The 17,902-nt window shown below is 49.7% G+C and carries 15 protein-coding genes; all 15 read right to left on the bottom strand.

The features are described from left to right. Positions 1 to 50 precede the first annotated feature (50 nt). Positions 51 to 587, bottom strand: coding sequence for a type VI secretion system lipoprotein TssJ (tssJ, locus tag ACVV26_RS08885; protein WP_474801037.1), 537 nt, complete (start codon positions 585 to 587; stop codon positions 51 to 53). Further along, a complete protein-coding gene (gene tssG, locus ACVV26_RS08880; protein ID WP_474801035.1) occupies positions 568 to 1,671 on the bottom strand; it encodes a type VI secretion system baseplate subunit TssG in 1,104 nt (367 codons plus the stop codon). Before tssG ends, tssJ begins: the two co-directional genes overlap by 20 nt. Continuing rightward, positions 1,626 to 3,389 carry a type VI secretion system baseplate subunit TssF gene (gene tssF, locus ACVV26_RS08875; protein ID WP_474801033.1) on the bottom strand — a complete coding sequence of 588 codons (1,764 nt, stop codon included), beginning with the start codon at positions 3,387 to 3,389 and terminating at the stop codon, positions 1,626 to 1,628. Before tssF ends, tssG begins: the two co-directional genes overlap by 46 nt. A 22-nt stretch (positions 3,390 to 3,411) precedes the next feature. Then, positions 3,412 to 6,816 carry an ImcF-related family protein gene (locus ACVV26_RS08870; RefSeq protein ID WP_474801031.1) on the bottom strand — a complete coding sequence of 1,135 codons (3,405 nt, stop codon included), beginning with the start codon at positions 6,814 to 6,816 and terminating at the stop codon, positions 3,412 to 3,414. A gap of 21 nt (positions 6,817 to 6,837) precedes the next feature. Further along, complete coding sequence (locus tag ACVV26_RS08865; protein ID WP_474801029.1) at positions 6,838 to 8,019, bottom strand: hypothetical protein; 1,182 nt, start codon at positions 8,017 to 8,019, stop codon at positions 6,838 to 6,840. A gap of 2 nt (positions 8,020 to 8,021) precedes the next feature. Beyond that, positions 8,022 to 8,279: a PAAR domain-containing protein gene (locus ACVV26_RS08860; protein ID WP_474801027.1), complete on the bottom strand. Its 258-nt coding sequence runs from the start codon at positions 8,277 to 8,279 to the stop codon at positions 8,022 to 8,024. A 10-nt stretch (positions 8,280 to 8,289) separates the two neighbouring features. Continuing rightward, a complete protein-coding gene (locus ACVV26_RS08855; RefSeq protein WP_474801025.1) occupies positions 8,290 to 8,823 on the bottom strand; it encodes a hypothetical protein in 534 nt (177 codons plus the stop codon). A gap of 103 nt (positions 8,824 to 8,926) precedes the next feature. Continuing rightward, a complete protein-coding gene (locus ACVV26_RS08850; RefSeq protein WP_474801023.1) occupies positions 8,927 to 9,199 on the bottom strand; it encodes a hypothetical protein in 273 nt (90 codons plus the stop codon). 188 nt (positions 9,200 to 9,387) lie between these two features. Beyond that, complete coding sequence (locus ACVV26_RS08845) at positions 9,388 to 9,861, bottom strand: formylglycine-generating enzyme family protein (protein WP_474801021.1); 474 nt, start codon at positions 9,859 to 9,861, stop codon at positions 9,388 to 9,390. Positions 9,862 to 9,890: 29 nt separating this feature from the next. After that, the gene (locus tag ACVV26_RS08840; RefSeq protein ID WP_474801019.1) at positions 9,891 to 10,859 is read right to left on the bottom strand and encodes a formylglycine-generating enzyme family protein; all 969 of its coding nucleotides are present in this window, start codon (positions 10,857 to 10,859) and stop codon (positions 9,891 to 9,893) included. Further along, on the bottom strand, positions 10,856 to 11,827 hold the full coding sequence (locus tag ACVV26_RS08835; RefSeq protein ID WP_474801017.1) for a formylglycine-generating enzyme family protein: 972 nt from the start codon (positions 11,825 to 11,827) through the stop codon (positions 10,856 to 10,858). Before ACVV26_RS08835 ends, ACVV26_RS08840 begins: the two co-directional genes overlap by 4 nt. Next, positions 11,827 to 14,142 (bottom strand): hypothetical protein, encoded by a 2,316-nt coding sequence (locus tag ACVV26_RS08830; protein ID WP_474801015.1) that lies wholly within the window; start codon positions 14,140 to 14,142, stop codon positions 11,827 to 11,829. The genes ACVV26_RS08835 and ACVV26_RS08830 overlap by 1 nt, the downstream gene beginning before the upstream one ends. Positions 14,143 to 14,153: 11 nt before the next feature. After that, entirely contained in the window at positions 14,154 to 16,673 is a 2,520-nt protein-coding gene (locus tag ACVV26_RS08825) for a type VI secretion system Vgr family protein (RefSeq protein WP_474801013.1), read from the bottom strand. 188 nt (positions 16,674 to 16,861) lie between these two features. Next, a complete protein-coding gene (locus ACVV26_RS08820; RefSeq protein WP_474801011.1) occupies positions 16,862 to 17,323 on the bottom strand; it encodes a putative T6SS immunity periplasmic lipoprotein in 462 nt (153 codons plus the stop codon). Continuing rightward, a complete protein-coding gene (locus tag ACVV26_RS08815) occupies positions 17,317 to 17,859 on the bottom strand; it encodes a type IV secretion protein Rhs (protein WP_474801009.1) in 543 nt (180 codons plus the stop codon). The genes ACVV26_RS08820 and ACVV26_RS08815 overlap by 7 nt, the downstream gene beginning before the upstream one ends. Positions 17,860 to 17,902 lie beyond the last annotated feature (43 nt).

The raw sequence follows: 17,902 nt of genomic DNA, 5'->3' as shown, positions 1-17,902 counted from the left end.
TATTGCACAATGTCAATTGGCACGCCTGACGCCACAGCTCGGATGGCGTATCACTCATCCTTCAGGGCCTCCAGCGTCAGTTGATTGTTTCCGGCCTCAATGACCCTCGCCCTATCCGGATCGAGATCGTCCCGGCTCAGTACCACCCGCCACGTGTTATTTTCCTGGTCCGGCGACATAAACATCCCCGCTACCGCCACATACTGCGTCTTCGCCTCCATCGGCATATCGATCGTTACCGCCCCGCCCGGCTGCAGGCGAATGTCTTTCTCTGCCACCAGGTCCGCTTTGATGGCCTGACTGTCCGCCCTGAACAGTGACGGGTAATCCGTGGTATCAAAGGTCTTTCTGTCTTTAAGCTGATAGACCCGCACTATCGTAGACAACGCAGCGCCGCTGGCATTGCTGTTAACCGCCTCACGGGCCCGGATATCCAGATGTACGGTCTTTATCTGCTGATAAAAAATTGATTTGGTCACAGCGACAGTGCCATCCGTAATGCTCTGGGTCAGCCCACAGCCAGCAAGCATCAGGGTGATACCTGCGACCCGTGTAGCCTGGTGAAATTTACCAGCGATAATCGCCATTTTCATCGGTCTCCCTGCGGTGAATATGTTCCTGAACGCGCGCATAGCGGCCCAGATTAATGGTGATGATTTTCGGATATGTCAGGGTGTTTGACGGGTTCAGCGGACGCATCACGGCGGTGCGCCCCAGCTGTACCGCCCCCACACGGGGCTGGCTGCTCATCGTGGCATCCGGAAGCAGCCTACGGTCCACGCGCAACTGCAGCCGCACGTCAAGACGTGACCCGAGATAGACGTGCAGCAGAGCCATTAAATCCGTATGAAGCTCTCCCCCGGGTAGCCAGCCCTGCACTTCTTCCGCCCTGGCGGTGGTAAGCCTCATCAGTACCTGACTGTTCACATCGGTGCCATAGCTCCCCATCACCGGTCGCCTGGCCAGGGTGACGGGGTGGCGCACGCTCATCGTCAGCGGCTTTTTCAGCGGGACGCGTCGCTTATCGTGGTGCCAGATTTTCGCCTGAGTCCCCGGCGCCAGCAGACGCACCAGCGAGGCCATCCCTTCCGCGGTTCGTCCCGGAAGTATCATTACCGGCAACAGCGCCAGAAAGCGTGAGGCAGGTGCGGCGATACTGTCTGTGCAGCCGTCAATCCCCAGCCGCGCCAGCCCCAGCAGATACTGCGATACCTTGTCTTTGCCACCCGCTTCGAAGCTTGTCGGATACGAATATTTACGCCAGATGCGGTAGTACTGGGCAATCAACCGATGGTTGAAGATATCGAGAAAATCAGCGGTCGCCTCGTACCCTTCCCGCCGCTGGCTGATGTCATCGATATAGGGTGTGGGCAGCGGCGACTCGACGCCGTAAAGCCCCATAAAAGTGATGCGCACCGTGGGCGGCAAGTGGGGATATTCCGGCGGCTCAAGGGCTTTCATTTCCGAAGCGGGAAACCCCATCCCCGGATGGGGCCGGAAGCGCACCGGTTCATGACGCATCTGCCAGGTGCTGCCGATCACTGGCTTATCCGGCTGGCTCTGCTCCAGTAGCTGGCAGAAGCGGTAAAAGTTGATATACGGCAGCCGGTCGCCCAGCGCCTCCATCAGCCTGGCAGGCGCGGACTGTGATTCTCTTTCCACCGGATACATTTTCCTTCTGGCTGAACAATGAGCGTGAGCTGGTTAAACTGGTTCATATCGGCATAGAGACCAAAGAACCGGTTAAGCATTTCGCCAAACAGGTGAATATCCCCCTCTCCCGTGAAGCCGTTACTGTCGAGGGTGACTTCGATATCCAGCCCTCGCAGCAGATACCCCTGCTCAAAACGCTGAAGGCGGTGATGCGCGACATGCTGAATGGCTTCCAGCCGGCGGGTATTGAGTTCATCTTCCTGCCAGTTATAGAGTGCCAGCGTTCCGCGCAGCACTTCGGCGGTACTCATCATATTGAGGAAGCCGGAACCGAGATGGCTCAGCACCCGCCAGTGAAAACGGTCTTCGGCAGGGGGGTAAACCGGCAGCGTGGGCTTACAGAGATTTCTTACCGTTAACTGTGTTTGTACCACCTGCTCACAACGGTCAAGCAGCGTGCTCTGGAGCGCGCGGCGCGGTAACTGGCCGTTGGTGCCGGTGATTTGCAGTGATACTGCTTCACGTTCAAATAACCGGTCATCTTCCCACTGGTGACCGCCCAGAATAAGCCAGGTGTCATACAGCCCGGTCACGCTGCGTTTTACGCGGGTGTGGTAATAACGTGGTGGGGCATTACGGCGCATCATTCCGCCTTTATGACGGAAGCTACTGAACGGCACGTACTCCGCATCACGGGTCCGGTTTGAGCCAGTGACCGAATCCACGGAATAAACTTCGGTGTGTCCGTCCTGCAGCCTTTTCGGTCGCAGTAAATATTCGCTTTCAAGACCAGTGATGGTGAGCGGATCTGCTTCCAGCGTGAACAGGTTAACCACCGGCACGCAGTGGAGGCGTACTGCGTCATCGGTCACCGGCAGGTCTGATGGCCACAGGGCGCTGAAGACCACTTCAATGTCGACATACGCAGCGCCAGGCGGGGGCGTGATACCGTCAAGGCCATTCAGGTGGACAAACAAAAACTTGTCCCGGAAGGTGAAATATTCCAGCAGCAGCTGATAACCGCTGAACGCCGTGTCGCCTTTTGGCCACAGCCCTTCCTCTTCACCAAATCCACCCGGGGAGAAATACCCGTCAAGCCGGATACGGTCGGCCTGCCCGGGTAAACGCATGTAGAGCGCTGCCTGCCGTTTCGTCAGCATCAGGTGCAGTTGACTGCTGACCAGGGGTTCAGCCCCGAGATACAGGTTCAGGTGACTCAGGTCAGCATGAGACCAGTCTGCCTGCGTGCTGCAGGCAAAACGGATACGCAGCACCGAGCGGCCATCTGGTTCGGTGGTCATGGTGACGCCCGAGACACCGAGAGGATTGAGCATGACATCCTGGGTAGTACGATAGCGGCAGACTGTATTCTTCGGCCCTACCGGGCGGGAGTAAACTTCAAGACCAGCGGGTATCACTTCCGCCATTTTCACGGACTGACGCGCGGGCGTAAACGCCACCACGGAGAGCGACGGAATCGTACGCAGATAATGTGGCCAGAGCATGCTGACCAGCCCTTCGGTGAGTTCCGGCAGGTCATCATCAATTTTTTCACGCAGCCGCCCCATCGAGAAAGCAAAACCTTCAAACAGGCGTTCAACATACGGGTCGGGTGTACCCGTCTTATCCAGGTCCAGCATCGCGGCCCGGTCCGGGTGGGTCTGGGCAAACTCTTTCGCGGCTTCACGCAGGTAGCGCAATTCCGCGTCATAATAACGCAGGGTTAAATCGTCCATAAAAATAGAATTCCTGGAGAAATTAGTTCATCACATCAGCAACCGGATCTGACGGTGCCACACCGGTCGTGCTGAAAAGCGTCTCCGGCAGACGGAAATTGCGCAGTTTCAGCAGTACCAGCGGCCCTTCTCCGGCTTCGGTTCGCAGGGTGTAATTTAGGATACGTCCGTCCTGCGCTTCCCAGCTCAGGCTGTAACTGCTGCTGACCCCCGGATAAGCACTGACTGCCGCTTTATCAAGCAGGCGTATCCAGCCCCAGGCACCGGGGATATCCGCATACTGGCGGGTACCCGCCTGCGTGCTTATCCAGCTCAGGTTAGCGCCAGGCGCCTCGGTATCCGCAGGCCACGTAAAGCGCTTCCACGTCGGCAACTGGTTTACGTAGATCAGTTTCTGATTGTCGATAATCATGTCAGTCTGCATCACGCCAGCGGCGGTGCCCGGACGCAACTCAAAATTCATACCGGCATTACCTTCGGTGAAGGCCACATCCGAGATATGACTCAGGGTGTTGATGGCATTGAGAAAGGCCGGGTTAAAAGCCAGCCCCTGCGCGTTAATGCTGTCCGGTACCCAGTGGCTGCCTTCCCGGTGTAACACCCCTTTGAGACGGGTCTGGAGAAACTGCGCGATACGCCCGGAATCGGCGTTGAGGTATCTGGCGAGCAGAGGCAGGGAAACATCGCTGCTGCTGTCGCTGAACGGATAGCGGCCCCCAAACGCGCTGTTCCACTCGCTGACCACAGCCTGCTGCCACTGAGTATTAAGGCTCTCTGCCGCCGGGGTCAGTACCTGCTGCCAGGCCTGCTCCATAGGGTTCACGAATACCGCCTGACCAAAACCGCTCCACTCCTGGCCGAGGCCAGCGGCAATCAGGCTGCCATAATCGCGGGTTTCGGTCAGATCGACCGCCTTGCCCTGAAATACCGTCTGGGCAATGGTCTGGGTCATGGCCTGCGGGTCTGCGGCATTGGTCACCTGCTGCAGACGCAATCGCACCTGCGTCACCCGGGTCAGATAAGACTGCAGGCTCTGAGCCCCGGTTCCGGTGCGGCTCTTGTCCATCAGCGCCAGCACCGGGCCAAAGGTCGCGTCCAGCGGACCCTGTACTCCGGCACTCTGATCAATGGCATCCTTGTCGTCACTGCCCAGCAGATTTTTCGCTGATTTCACCAGTGAATCTGAAATCGCTTCGCCTGTTTGTCCGGTGCGCCCCTGCACGTTCAGGGTGTTCATCAGCGCCACCAGAGGCGACTGGCGTACGTCAGCCATCAGGGTCAACTGGTCAATGGAATCTGACAACGTGGCGGCCCGCTTCCAGCGCAGGCTGTTAAGGAACTCCAGCCAGGCACCACCAAAGTCAGCAAAGTAGCGCTCCGTCAGGCGCTTTTTCAGCGCTTCCGGCGAGGTTTCATCCGGGTTTTTCTCCAGCGCTTTGCTGTCAGTGAGTACCCAGTCGAGTTCGTCACGGCGTGCCTTCACCACTTTTTCAATGGCAGGTTGCACCGCCTGCTCCCATGCCTGGCGGGTAAACATCCCCGGCACGATTTCGGGGGTGCTGAACAGACGGGACGCATCGGTATCACCCGTCATGTTTTCCAGGCGCATATCGACATACAGGTGCGCGACCTGAGAGAGCATCTTCTGGTACAGGGTTGATTCACTGTTGCGCACCCCCATCAGGCGAACCAGCAGGGAGCGCGCCTGGCTAACCATGCCCTCATCCGCTGGCAGATGCCACTGTGGATGCGCTGCCAGCTGCGCGCCATAGAATGACAGCAGTGACGGGGCCATACCCTGCCAGACACCGTTTTTCACGCCGTCACGCTCCGGCCACTCATGCATCAGGGCCGTGCTGAACCAGGCGGCGTCCATATGTTCCGGGTGGGCCAGCATCAGGTAAAGCCTGAGCTGGTTATAAGCGCTTTTTGCCCGCTGCTCACGCAGCGGGCTGCCCGGTGGCAATGCATTAAAGGCATTCAGCTGCGCGCGCAGATGGTCAGCAGCGGCATCACGCAGCAGAGGCTGGGCGCTGTCCTGATAACGTGGCCAGAGTGCGGCAAGCAGTGCGTCATTCTGGCTCAGCCCGGCCTGCTCGTACCACGGCACGCCGTGCTCTGAGCGGTACTGTAGGCGGGCAAGGGTTTTTTGAAGTTCAGACAGGGCGTAAAGACGCTGTTCCGGCGGCAGGCTCTGCCGGGCGGCCAGCGCGGCCTGCGCATTCGCGCCGTTAATCTGGTTGCGGTTGGTTACCCAGGAGAGTCCCATCCAGGCGGCCCATGCCACCATAGAAAGCGCGACAACAAACGCCATCACTTTGCGCCACGCCATACCCGGCCTGCGTGGACGCAGTCCAGCCGGAAGCGTTCGGACAGAATCAGGCAGCACATCCCAGCGCTTGTCCATGCCCCAGTGATGCTGTACCGCGCGCTCAGCACCGGCAGAGGGCTGACTGAACACCACACCGGCCAGCGGCAGCGGGCGGTACGGATTGAGCATCACCGACAGCGGCGCGGTCACGCTCTCCGGTTCACGGATGAGCTGGTCGGCCAGCGCCAGTAAGAAATTCTGTTTTACATCACCACAGGTCTGCTGCAGGCCCTGCGAGGTGAGCATTGGCGTCAGGGCAGCGAGCTGTTGAGCCAGCCCCCCGGTGCGGCAGCCCGCAGGCAAAAGACAGCCTGTCGCCTGCACGATACGCCCTTCCGGCTTACCGGCGCGCGGATGCAGGGACCAGACGTACAGCGGGAGTTTCCAGCCCAGCGCATCCATCCGGCTGCTGATGGCATGAGACAGGGAATCCATGGTGCTTTCGGAAGGAACCGGTAGCGGCGGCTCCAGACCGGGTACAGACAACTGGTCAAAGGCCGTGGTGACCCATACCAGGCCATCCACCGGACGGCGGCGCAGTTTACGCAGCGCGGTGAGCCAGGCGCTTTCTGCTGGTGAGTTGAGATCGCCGCCCCAAAGCAGCAGCGTGCCGCGATCTTCTTGCCAGAGCTGGTCGGTGAGGCCAGGGGTCAGTTGTTCCACCTCGGAGGCAGTGCCGGTTATCAAAAGAATGCGCGTTTTACGGCTCCAGCGACGGCCATATAAGTTATGCATCGCGAGGCGAACAATTTTGACCGTCTCGCTGTATTTATCCTGGTCAGCGCGCGATGCATTTTCCTGTCGATGATTTTTACCTGCTAATGCATGAAGCTGCTGAATAAAGGTCAGCGAGATAAGTGATTGCCATAACCGAACAAATAAATCATCACAAAGTAAAATGAATATACATAAACCCGCGACCGTCAACGATAGCGCCAATTTTTTCTCGGTGGTAAGCAGGTAAACAAAGGGGTTTTCAGTCCAGATGAGTCCTCCACCTATAGCCGCAATCAGCAGGACGATTATCCAGGTACTGAGGCGTTTTTTCTTTTTCACATCACTATCCTTTGTGAAGCATTATGCAGGATGGACAATAGCCATTTGGGTAATTTGATCGCCAATAAGTAGCCACTGAGGCAAACCCGAAGTAACGGCATGTTCGCATGCGCAAATCAGTATAATATTGCCCACTGCGGCGGCTGGCCTGCCAAAAGCATCATCCAAAACCTGTTCCCCTTTTTTGGCACATAAAAATCCAGACTTATCCATTACCTGAAGAACAGCGGCCAGCGCATCGCTTTTCACCTGCGTACGCCAAAGATACCAGGGCAATCCTGCGGTTATTTCCCCCCAACTCGCCGACTCTTTAACGGCAGCATCGGCATCCCTTACTATAACTGGACGATGTATCCACATTTTCGGCTTGATATGCTGCCGTTCCAGCCAAGCAGGCGATGCCAACAATAGGGCGGATACAGATTCTGCCTGCCCGTCACGAGCCAGCAAAAATAAATTCATTTCAACAGAAAGTAATAGCGTGTCATCCTGCCTGTCGAGCCACTCATCCACCCACATCAACCCATCGCTTTCAGTAGTGACACTAACGTCATTAACAGTTTTTGACTCAAGAAAGGATCTCTGCCAGGCCGTGATAATTTGCTCTTCTTTCAGTACGCCATCATGATGAAGGCGAACATCGAACTTACCGTTGAATTGTGCCAGTTCGGTGTGAAGCTGCCGGATGACGCGGGTCAGCACTGCTTCAAGGCGTGACTGATATTCTGCTTCATTCAATATTTTTATAGTCGGAGAAAGCAAGGCCGAAGTCAGCACAGACTGAACAGCAGGAAAATAGTGTGTTTGAAGCGCATTTGCTCCCTGTAAAAGCGCGGCAGCAAGTTTATTGCTGGCTACAGGAGTGGTGTAACTTATCCCGAGTACGCCAACGGCTTTCCGACCCAGTAAAACCTGCTTATCATGCTGATCTTGGTGTAAATGGTTCCACCACATTACGCGATCGCGTTCGTTTTCATAGTGTCGTAACCTGACAATATAACCAGTCATCCCTGCAGAAAAAGGAACGAGAAGCGTACAAAACCAGAACCAGGCGGAATATGTCGTCAATCCTTTTGGCCAAAGAGAAAGCACCAATACGGCCCCGATAATACCGATCAGAATAACCACGAGAAACCAGCGTGATTTATCCGGAGGAATCGGTAATGGCTCTGCCTTTGGGATTTGTTTGAGATCAACTGGCATAATTAACGTTTTCCTGCAGCAGGCAATGAAGAAATCAGCGAGCATCCGCAGCCGCAGCGATGACCATGTAGTGCAACAGGCTTGCCATTAATTTTTGAACCTTCATCACCCTCTGCGATATATGTTTCACCATGTTCAGGACAGGATACTTTATCCATCAAACAGGCGACCTCCAGCCCCATAAATTTCACTCCGGAACTTCCTTCAAGCACTGTGCCGCCATGAGTCGTTTTATCATTAATGCGAATTACACCCTGCATACCCATTCCTTTAAGCCAGATAAAAAACAACTCCAAATAACCCTACCCCTATAAATATCATCCAGAATAAAGGGGAGCCATATTTATCAACGAGGCTCTTTTTAAGTTCCCAGCCGGATTTATTAACAATATCAAATACAGGATTTTTAATATCTGTCGTGCTGAATTTATAAGAATACTGTTCTCCAATGGTGCCATCCGTTTTTATGCCCCAGGACTTTCCGAAACTAAATTCTTTGCGACTACCCCACTGGACTTGTTTTTTGAAACCTACTCTCTCTGTGTTTATCTCAGTTTCGATATCGATTGATTTTTCTCTGTAGCTCACTCGATTATTTGATTCATTAAAACTCAGTGTCAATTCGTATTGCTTCTTCAGGCCACCAACGCCAAATAACTCGATCCATTTCGCATCCACAATCTTCCATGAAGCAATTAGCTTATCTCCTTGCGCCATTACAGAAAACGGAATATCGCCATCCTGATTCACTTCCATGAGTCGAGATTTTAATTCCGAGAGAGGAATAGGTCGCTCAGTATTCATATCACCTCCTGTTATTACTGCTTTAAATATTCGAAATCATCATCAATGAATATTAGTTATAAAAATAACCACCATCACATGTGTCACAAAAGTAATATAGACATCATTTTATTTCCTCAGGTGAGTTAACTACACATCGTACTGTAGTGCCATCAGGGAAATCATTATCTGGAATATTATAACCGCGGAAAAAATTCAGACCGACATCTCCAGTAGGATCAGGATGATCCCCCCCGCGCCGCACCTTCCAGTACTGCCCGGTATCTACATCTTTAACAACTGGTTTTTCTGGACCATGACGGTCTTTCCTTGGGGAGTATTTATAATACTCAGGATCATACCAATCTTTTACCCACTCATAACCATTGTCAGCCATGCCATATAAACCAAATGAAGTTGATGGGTATTTATCTACGGAAAAAAAACTGACAAAGCATTTATTCCAAACTGTTCTTCAACTTTATTTCTATCTTCATCAGTAGCGTAGTTTTCTCCTTGTCCACTTTTCTCATTTTCTCGCCAAACTCCATCATCTGTAGCGACTAAAATATTCCTCCCACGATTTCATGCGGCATACTTCCATTGAGCTTCAGTCGGGAGTGAAAAAGGTAATCCAGTTTCATTTTCCAGCCAACTACAGTAGTTATTTGCTTCAGTCCAACTTACTATAGCTGGGCTATTCTTAAAGTGAGTCATTTCAGCTAATATTCCATTTCTCCATTTTTTATCGAATCGCTGCTCGGGCAACCCTGCCATTTTTAGATAAAAATTATAGTCCTCATGTGTGACTTTAAATTTACCGATCGAATAACTGCTGAGTTCTACTTCATGAAGTGGTTTTGTGTCTTTCTCGGGAGAGCAGTGAGGACCGCCATCTCTCATTTTCTTGCAGAAATCGCCCATCCAGAAAGTACCACCTTTGACATAAATTAAATCCGCCTTAACACGACTTATGTAAGTCTGAATTGCTGCTTGCTCTTGCGGGGTATGTTTTATTGTACTCGCTGGATTATCACAACCACAAATAAAAAGAGCCAACGCAATACTCTATTGCTTTATTCTTTTTCTCACTTTATTGGCTCCACAGAATTAACCACGCAACGAACCGTAGTGCTAACAGGATAAGGGTTATCTGTAATTCTGTAACCACGAAAAAATGTTAAACCGACATCACCTGTAGGGTCTGGATTATTACCGCCACGCAATACTTTTCTGTATTGGCCAGTACGTTCATCCTTAACAACAGGTTTTTCTGGCCCTTGCGGGTCTTTTTTATTGGATACATTATAATAATTAGGATCATACCAATCCTTCACCCACTCATAACCGTTATCGGCCATGCCGTATAATCCAAGAGGCGATGGAGGGTATTTGTTGATGGGAAAATGAATTAATGGACCATTCAACCCGGTTTCATGTGCAATCATTATTCGGTCTTTATCTGTAGCGTAGTTTTCGCCTTGTCCACTTTTCTCATTTTCTCGCCAAACTCCATCATCCGTGGCGACTAAAACATTCCTCCCACGACTACGTGCGGCATACTCCCATTGAGCTTCAGTTGGAAGGGAAAATGGTAATCCACTCTCGTTTTTTAACCAGGTACAATAATTGTTCGCCTCAGTCCAGGTTACTACTGCAGGACTATTTTTAAAATAGTTCATAGTCGCCAGCATCTCTTCTTCAAATTTTTCTTTAAAATGCTGATTTGGCAAACCTGCCATTTTTAGATAAAAATTATAGTCCTCATGTGTAACTTTAAATTTACCGATCGAATAACTGCTGAGTTCTACTTCATGAAGTGGTTTTGTGTCTTTCTCGGGAGAGCAGTAAGGACCGCCATCTCTCATTTTCTTGCAGAAATCGCCCATCCAGAAAGTACCACCTTTGACATAGACTAAATTAGCCTTTATACGGCTTAAATAGCTCTGTATTTCTGCTTGTTGTTGTGGAGAATGTTTTATTGAGCTTGCAGAATTGTCACAACCACAAATAAAAAAAGCCAACATTGAAATACATTGCTTTAGTATTTTTTTCACTTAATTGGCTCCTCAGAATTAACTACGCATCGTACCGTCGTGCCATCTGGGAAATCATTATCTGGAATATTATAGCCGCGAAAAAAAGTCAGGCCGACATCTCCAGTCGGATCGGGGTTATTACCTCCGCGTCTAACCTTCCTATATTGCCCAGTTTTTTTATCTTTAATAATGGGTTTATTAGGCCCTTGAGGGTTTTTTACTGGTGAGATATTATAATAGTGTGGATCATACCAGTCTTGAACCCATTCATAACCATTATCAGCCATACCATATAAACCGAGCATCGAAGGAGGATATTTATCTACAGGGAAATGAACTAATATACCATTTATTCCAGTTGAATTTTCAACTATTTGTCTGTCTTCATCAGTTGCATAATTTTCGCCTTTTTTAGTTTTATCATCCTCTCGCCAAAAGCCATCATCCGTTGCTGCTAAAATATACTGACCGCGATTACGTGCAGAATATTCCCATTGTGCTTCTGTTGGAAGAGAGAAGAGTAATCCGGTCTCATTTTTTAACCAGGTACAATAATTATTCGCCTCAGTCCAGGTTAATACTGCAGGACTATTTTTGAAATAAGTCAAGTTTTCCAGCATTTCTTCTTCAAACTTTTCTTTAAAATGCAATTTTGGTAAGCCTGCCATTTTTAGATAAAAATTATAGTCCTCATGTGTGGCTTTAAATTTACTGATCGAATAACCGCTGAGTTCTACTTCATGAAGTGGTTTTGTGTCTTTCTCTGGGGAGCAGTAAGGACCGCCATCTCTCATTTTCTTGCAGAAATCGCCCATCCAGAAAGTACCACCTTTGACATAAATCAAATCCGCCTTAACACGATTTATGTAACTCTGAATTTCTTCTTGCTCTTGCGGGGTATGTTTTATTGTACTCGCTGAATTATCACAACCACCGACGAAAATCATTAATACGAGACTATATTTATAAATACTATACTTTGACATTATTCAATCCCTTCCCATTTTTGCTTATACTGCGCGTCCACTGGTACAAAATGACATAATGAAGTATAAAACGGGTTATTATCGCAGTTTAAAAAATACTGTTTCGAACAGTTTGGAGAAAATGCATATCCGTAGGCGGGGTTATTTTTCAGGCGGCTCATGACTTCGTCAAAATCCCTTAGGTTTAACTTATCAATGATAGCTTCCAGTTCTTGATCCTGATTGAAACCTATCTGCAAAAACACAGACAAATTTTTCTGAGCTAACTTGACTACTGCATCTTCATCCCCAGGGAAGACGGTTCCTTCCTTTGTGATCCGTGTTAATACTTTCTTCCATTCCCGCTTCGTCTGAATACTGGATAAAATGTGTAATACAGCCCTCTTTCTATCTTTATTGGTATCAGGTAGAAAACCATCCCCCTGATTATTGATATCTATACGATCATATGCACCGTCACCTGTAATGATATACAGAGCAATACCTTTCGCTTCTGGAGAGAATTCATACACCTGCCTAGGATCAGCGTTAATCACATTTGCAAAATCATTACGCTTATTTGACTTTTTTTTTGCTTCCGCAATATCGCTGGTTACTTTTTTTACAAAAAAATTAAAATCAGTCACTACATCATTATATTCAGCAATTATATTATTGTAATATCCTTCATAGATATTTTTGCCGCCCATCACCAGCATATAGGATAATGCTAAAAACGCTTCATAAGTAATTACAGTAAGATGCTTATAATCAATACCATATAACTGATAAATAACCCAAATAGCGAACTCCTGGAACAGTTCAGGCGTAATTTCACCTTCTACCTCGCCTTTCGCACCTACGGCCAGACAGAGACTGCCTTTAATATGGAATCTGAACTTTCCTTTTACGAACCGGACTCTAAATTCCCCGCTCAGACCAATCCCCAACTCCGCATCGCCCCCCAGAGTCAGCGAGGCGAAATCCTGGAATTCCCCCAGATGCGCCCCTTTTTTCTTTTCTGACTGACTAATGGGAGGAAGAATTTCCTTTAGTGCAGGAGAATCCAGCCCAAAGGTATTCAACATATTCGGGAGTTCGTCCACCAGCGAATCGAAAGGTTTTAACCATTGTAACGCCCCGCCCAGGCTGCCACCAACTTTTGCGCCACCAAAGGCTTCCCCCTTCAGCTCCAGCCCTTTTGGGTTCTCTTTGCTGTCTTTGATTGTTACGCCTTCTTTTTTTCGGGCAGCGAAACGCGAACCAGGCGTGCGGTTTCCCATCAACAACTGCTTATTACCGAACGTCACAAACTGCAGGTTGCCTTCCGCCTGCGCCGAGGCGCCGACATATCCCGTTAACTCCCCATCAATTTTTGCCCGCAAAACCCCAATTTTCGCTTCCTTAGTATCATTGACCATAAATTTAAGTTCCCAGCCGCTCCGATCTGGAACATAAACGGTTGAGTTCACCTGGCCGCAAAACACGGTTAATTTTGCTTCCGCTTCCCCTTTTATCTGAACCTCACCCGTATCCGGATTCCACTTATTTAGCGTGGAGGCGTTGGCCGTAAGTCGCAGAAATTGTGCACCAGCGGAAACGTCAATATATTTGCCTTCTTTGCTATATTTAGCATATTGATTATTCCATGCATCAGCCCATTCTGTCAGCGTAGTTTCATAGCTAATATCCGCGCTGACCGACATGGTGTTATCCATCATCTGCTTGATAACATTTTTTACAGAGGCCAGTTTGTTTTTTAACGCATTAATATTGATACCGGTGATATTGCCTTTATCATCTCTGGTAAAGATCGCTTCACCGCTGAACGTATCAACCGATATGATAGTAAATTTACTTTTAAACGCGTCATAATCAGACTGCTTTATATAAGAGTAGCAGCGGCCATATATCCCTTTTTTTAATGGTTGAACAGGAATCAACTCAACCACAGGTTTATAGCCCGTCTGCTCATCGAATTCACCTAATTCAGCTTGAAGAGCTTGTGTTGCTTTTTCGAGAACCGTTTCAGCCGTAGTGACTTTATCTTCATACTCAGGCAGTTTATCTTTATTTGCAATGTTTTTGAGATTTGTACCGTACTTCTCAATTGCCTGAGAGTATTCAGCCCTGGCCTTATGTTGTTTATCTACTAACTCGCTAAGCTTGCTCATTACCTTTTCAAGTTCTGCGGCATCAGTCTCTTCAACAAAAATTAACTCAAGTGTTTCTATACGAAAATAACACTGACATGATTTATGCAAAACCACTTTAACATTTTTTTCTACTTTGCTTAGCGAATGTTCCGCAACGGGTGTTCCTTGCTCGCTCATCATCTTGTCCTTGATTATTCATAAAATAATTTGATTGCTTCGGGGTCCACACCATAATGGGCCTGTGTATAGCCATTCTCATCCGTGACGCCACGAATAATCTGTCCATCCTCTGTCTCAATCCGATAAGGAATGTACGGTTTAGGCTGATTATTAGCCTGGTCCTTTATCTGGAATCCACCATTCATCGGATTATGAAACTCGGGATCTTTCACAGCCACAGGAGAAAGAGCCTGTTCAAGCGATGCACCTCCCCCCCACAAAATACGCCCGCTTTTCAGATCTATTTTTCCGGGAGCACCAATTTCCACTGCACCGTCTTTGATTTTGATATATGCACCGCCTTTACTGGTCAGAGTGATCCCCTGAGCCGCATTCAGCACTATCTCACCGCTGACACTGTTGAGATTCATTGCTTTGTCTGACTGAAGTCGCATCGCATCGGTTTGCGCCTGAATATCCACTTTGCCTCGGGCGGCAAATATATTCATTCCCATCTTTTGGGCAAACAGGCTAATAGCTTCACCCGCCGCTACGGTGAATTTTTTCATTATGCCCATATCCACATTTTCTCCTGCAGTTGCGGTCAGCGTATGGCCTGCAGAAAGCTGGATATTTTTCGGTGTTACCAAACCAATACCCGCAGGTGCAGAAGCCAGTAACCCAGCTCCTCTTAACTGCGAAAGAACATTACCAAGCTGCTGCTGAGAACCCGTATCGGCTTCCATTGCTCCCGACACGCTGGCGCTTTGCGCCAGAGAGGTCACTAACCGTAGCGCGTCCTGTAACTGCGCAATAGCAGCCTGCATCTCTAGCATGTCTCCCCGCGCTTTGGGTTGATTATCAGCGCTGATAAAAATACCTTTGCCGCCCCGAATACTCACCCAATCATCCGTTCGCAGTTCAGCCCCCTCTCCGCGAAGCGCCCTGTCAGCGTTGACATTGTGCCCTAAATTAAGCTGCGTCTTGCCCCCATACTCCGTACTGAGCTTAACGTGCTCTTCACCGCGCTTGTCCTCCATACGCAACTTATTCAAACCCGCTGTGCGGATGACATTGCGCGTGCTGTTGGCTTCCGTAACGTGGTCAACATGCCGTGAATCGTGCATTGCGTGCGCGATATACGGGCGGTCCGGGTCGCCTTCATGGAACGCAATGGCAACTTCAGTACCCTGTATTAACGGAAAGTGGAAGCCGTACTTATCGCCACCGTAAGGTTTGGCAAAGCGCACCGGCATACTTTCCATCCCCTGACGCTTGTCGTCACGGTCGGCATCAAACTTCACCCGGTACATGCCCGAGGCGTCCTGCCAGGCGTAGATGTCGTTCTCTTTGGCGCTGGTCACCCGCGCCATCAGGGTCCCGCTGACCACCGGGCGCTTTTTAGCGGCAGGACGCCAGCAGCGGTTCTCAAAGTACGGCATGGCCGCCCACTCCACTTTCAGGGCATTTTTGCGGCTGGCGGTGTAACCGGCGCTGATGATAACGAGGCCGTTTTCCGTTTCCCGGGGCAGCGTTGGCGGGACGGCCGTTTCGGTGATGGTCAGGACCTGGGCAGGCCCCAGGGTGTGATCAGTACTGCTGCCGGTCACCGTGGTCTGGCTGGACAGGAAGCGTTCATGCTCCAGGCGCGCCCAGAAGTTACCGGTTTCGGCAGCGGGATTAATTTTATCGCCGCGCTCAAGGTGGCGCGGACGGTAATGGTAAACCTCACCATAGGTCACGCCCTCGCCATCGCCCCGGGTCATGTCTGCTGGCGCGGTGGTCAGGATGTTCTGGGCTTCCCGGTGGTTGTAGTCACTGGCTGTGACTGTGCGCTCCGCTACGTTGTGCCAGAGACGGACGCCCCACACTGACTCCATCGCGTTGTCATTTGTCCCTGACGGGCTGTTCAGCGGCAGTTTTTTACCAAACGTCCAGGCGCTCTGCTTGTCCGCAAAGTGCACCACCTCGGTCCGGGTGTCAGGCTGTAGCGAGAAGAAATAAAATATTCCCACTTCGGCCAGCAGGCGTTCGATAAACGCAAGGTCACTTTCCTGATACTGGTTAATCTGTTCACGCTTCGGGTATTCGGCCTTCAGGTTGAATTCATACTCCCAGCCTTTCAGGCCATGCTCCTGGAGTACTTCAGTCACCACCTCCGGTATCGATTTATTGACGAAGAAGCGGTGGGTTCGGAACTGATTTTTTAACAGCGCCAGAAACGGCTCAATAATGACTTGATAAGTCGCCTGGTCACGCGAACCGCTGATACGCTTAAAATGGGTGACCACGCCGTGCACCACTTTCTGCCCGGTCAGTCCCATGAGCGGCCCTGTCCCCATAGTCAATGTGGCAGGCTTACTCAGCAACTGTGCGGCATCAATATTCAGATCGCTGCTGGTAAACAGGACGGTGTAATAATACAGCTCACTCATATACTCTTTGCCGCTGAACTCCTCCACATCCAGTGATGAGGCGCAGGACGGTATATTCAGACGGTAGCGGTTCAGCCCGCCTTCAGTTAATGTATTCAGCGTATCAGTCAGACTCATTGTATTAACTCCATGGGATAACCTGCTGTCCATAGCTTTAATTGCCGAAAGGCAGATAACAGGCATGATCGGGGTACTCAGCGAGTACGGAAAAGAGTGATTACGGCTCCCGGCCCGACAGAAAACACGAGGGCTTTTATCAGTAACACAGCCATTTCAACATTATCCGAAGGGAAAAATGTATTTTATTATTCGGTTATTTCGCCGTATGGGCGTGTTATTTCTCTGCTGGTAGGCTGGACATTAAAAATACGTCCATTATTAATCTCCAAAATTATCACGAATTTACGCGGTTCATCCTCATATCTCTTTGATGTTAAAACATACTCAACGATAAACTGGCCGTTTGTCGGAAAACGATAAAAAGACGGAGGAATACATAACAATCCGTTTGCAATTAACAACTCTGGATTGTCAGTGAATTCCTTTTCACGCGATGGTGTGTGTCTGGGATTGATTGAGATGATGGCTGGCTGATAATCCTGTGCATTGACGATATTAAAACAAACATCTTCACCTACCCGGCTTACTTGCGTAGTTTCATCAAAGCGGAGTCTGTCACCGGATCCAGGGCAGCCCGTCAGCGTTAACAGACATATAAAAAACAGTAAGCTCGATCGCAAATAATGACAGGCTACTCTGCTTACCATGGGAAACCTCGTAATGTATTTCGGTATTGTTGACGTATTACAGGCTCAGAAATGTTACCGTCCAGAGTGACGTCATTAGACCTTCGTAAAATAGTCCATGCCCAATACCCATGAGTCTGCAACGTAAAATTATCTGCAATGATTTGTGCTTGCTGCTCCATCGGATAATCACTTAATAAACGGCCATCAAGAGTATAACGATAACTTACCAGCCAACTGATAAGTCCCCGACCAATTACATTCATCCCTCTGGCCCGTTGCCAGACGTGGCTCATTTCATGGATAAACAAATGTTGAAAAGCATCGGTCGACTGTGAAAAATCTTCATGGTACTGATCGCGAAAATACAGCTCACCGTTCGGCGTCATTGCCGTATCTTCATTTTGCAGATTAAAAGGCAAATAACTGTCTTTATGAATCCAGACTTTTGGATACTCAATGGTGGATGCAAATACTGATTGCGCCAGTTGGATTTCACCGATGGTCAACAGCCTGAGTTTTCCATCTTTTATTGTTTGCTGTGTTTTATTAGCCATGAACGAACTCCTGTTCTATCCCCTTCTCCATGAGATCTTCTCT

It is taken from the genome of Atlantibacter sp. MEI4A-1023 (genome assembly GCF_056155425.1).
This window is presented reverse-complemented; position numbering and strand designations above follow the sequence as displayed.

What these genes read in the sequence shown, in the direction of transcription:
- ACVV26_RS08835 (WP_474801017.1), bottom strand. Translation starts at nt 11,827, where the DNA reads ATGTCAAAGTATAGTATTTATAAATATAGTCTCGTATTAATGATTTTC.
- ACVV26_RS08815 (WP_474801009.1), bottom strand. Translation starts at nt 17,859, where the DNA reads ATGGCTAATAAAACACAGCAAACAATAAAAGATGGAAAACTCAGGCTG.
- ACVV26_RS08865 (WP_474801029.1), bottom strand. Translation starts at nt 8,019, where the DNA reads ATGCCAGTTGATCTCAAACAAATCCCAAAGGCAGAGCCATTACCGATT.
- ACVV26_RS08860 (WP_474801027.1), bottom strand. Translation starts at nt 8,279, where the DNA reads ATGCAGGGTGTAATTCGCATTAATGATAAAACGACTCATGGCGGCACA.
- ACVV26_RS08850 (WP_474801023.1), bottom strand. Translation starts at nt 9,199, where the DNA reads ATGGCTGACAATGGTTATGAGTGGGTAAAAGATTGGTATGATCCTGAG.
- ACVV26_RS08855 (WP_474801025.1), bottom strand. Translation starts at nt 8,823, where the DNA reads ATGAATACTGAGCGACCTATTCCTCTCTCGGAATTAAAATCTCGACTC.
- tssJ (WP_474801037.1), bottom strand. Translation starts at nt 587, where the DNA reads ATGGCGATTATCGCTGGTAAATTTCACCAGGCTACACGGGTCGCAGGT.
- ACVV26_RS08830 (WP_474801015.1), bottom strand. Translation starts at nt 14,142, where the DNA reads ATGATGAGCGAGCAAGGAACACCCGTTGCGGAACATTCGCTAAGCAAA.
- tssF (WP_474801033.1), bottom strand. Translation starts at nt 3,389, where the DNA reads ATGGACGATTTAACCCTGCGTTATTATGACGCGGAATTGCGCTACCTG.
- ACVV26_RS08820 (WP_474801011.1), bottom strand. Translation starts at nt 17,323, where the DNA reads ATGGTAAGCAGAGTAGCCTGTCATTATTTGCGATCGAGCTTACTGTTT.
- tssG (WP_474801035.1), bottom strand. Translation starts at nt 1,671, where the DNA reads ATGTATCCGGTGGAAAGAGAATCACAGTCCGCGCCTGCCAGGCTGATG.
- ACVV26_RS08825 (WP_474801013.1), bottom strand. Translation starts at nt 16,673, where the DNA reads ATGAGTCTGACTGATACGCTGAATACATTAACTGAAGGCGGGCTGAAC.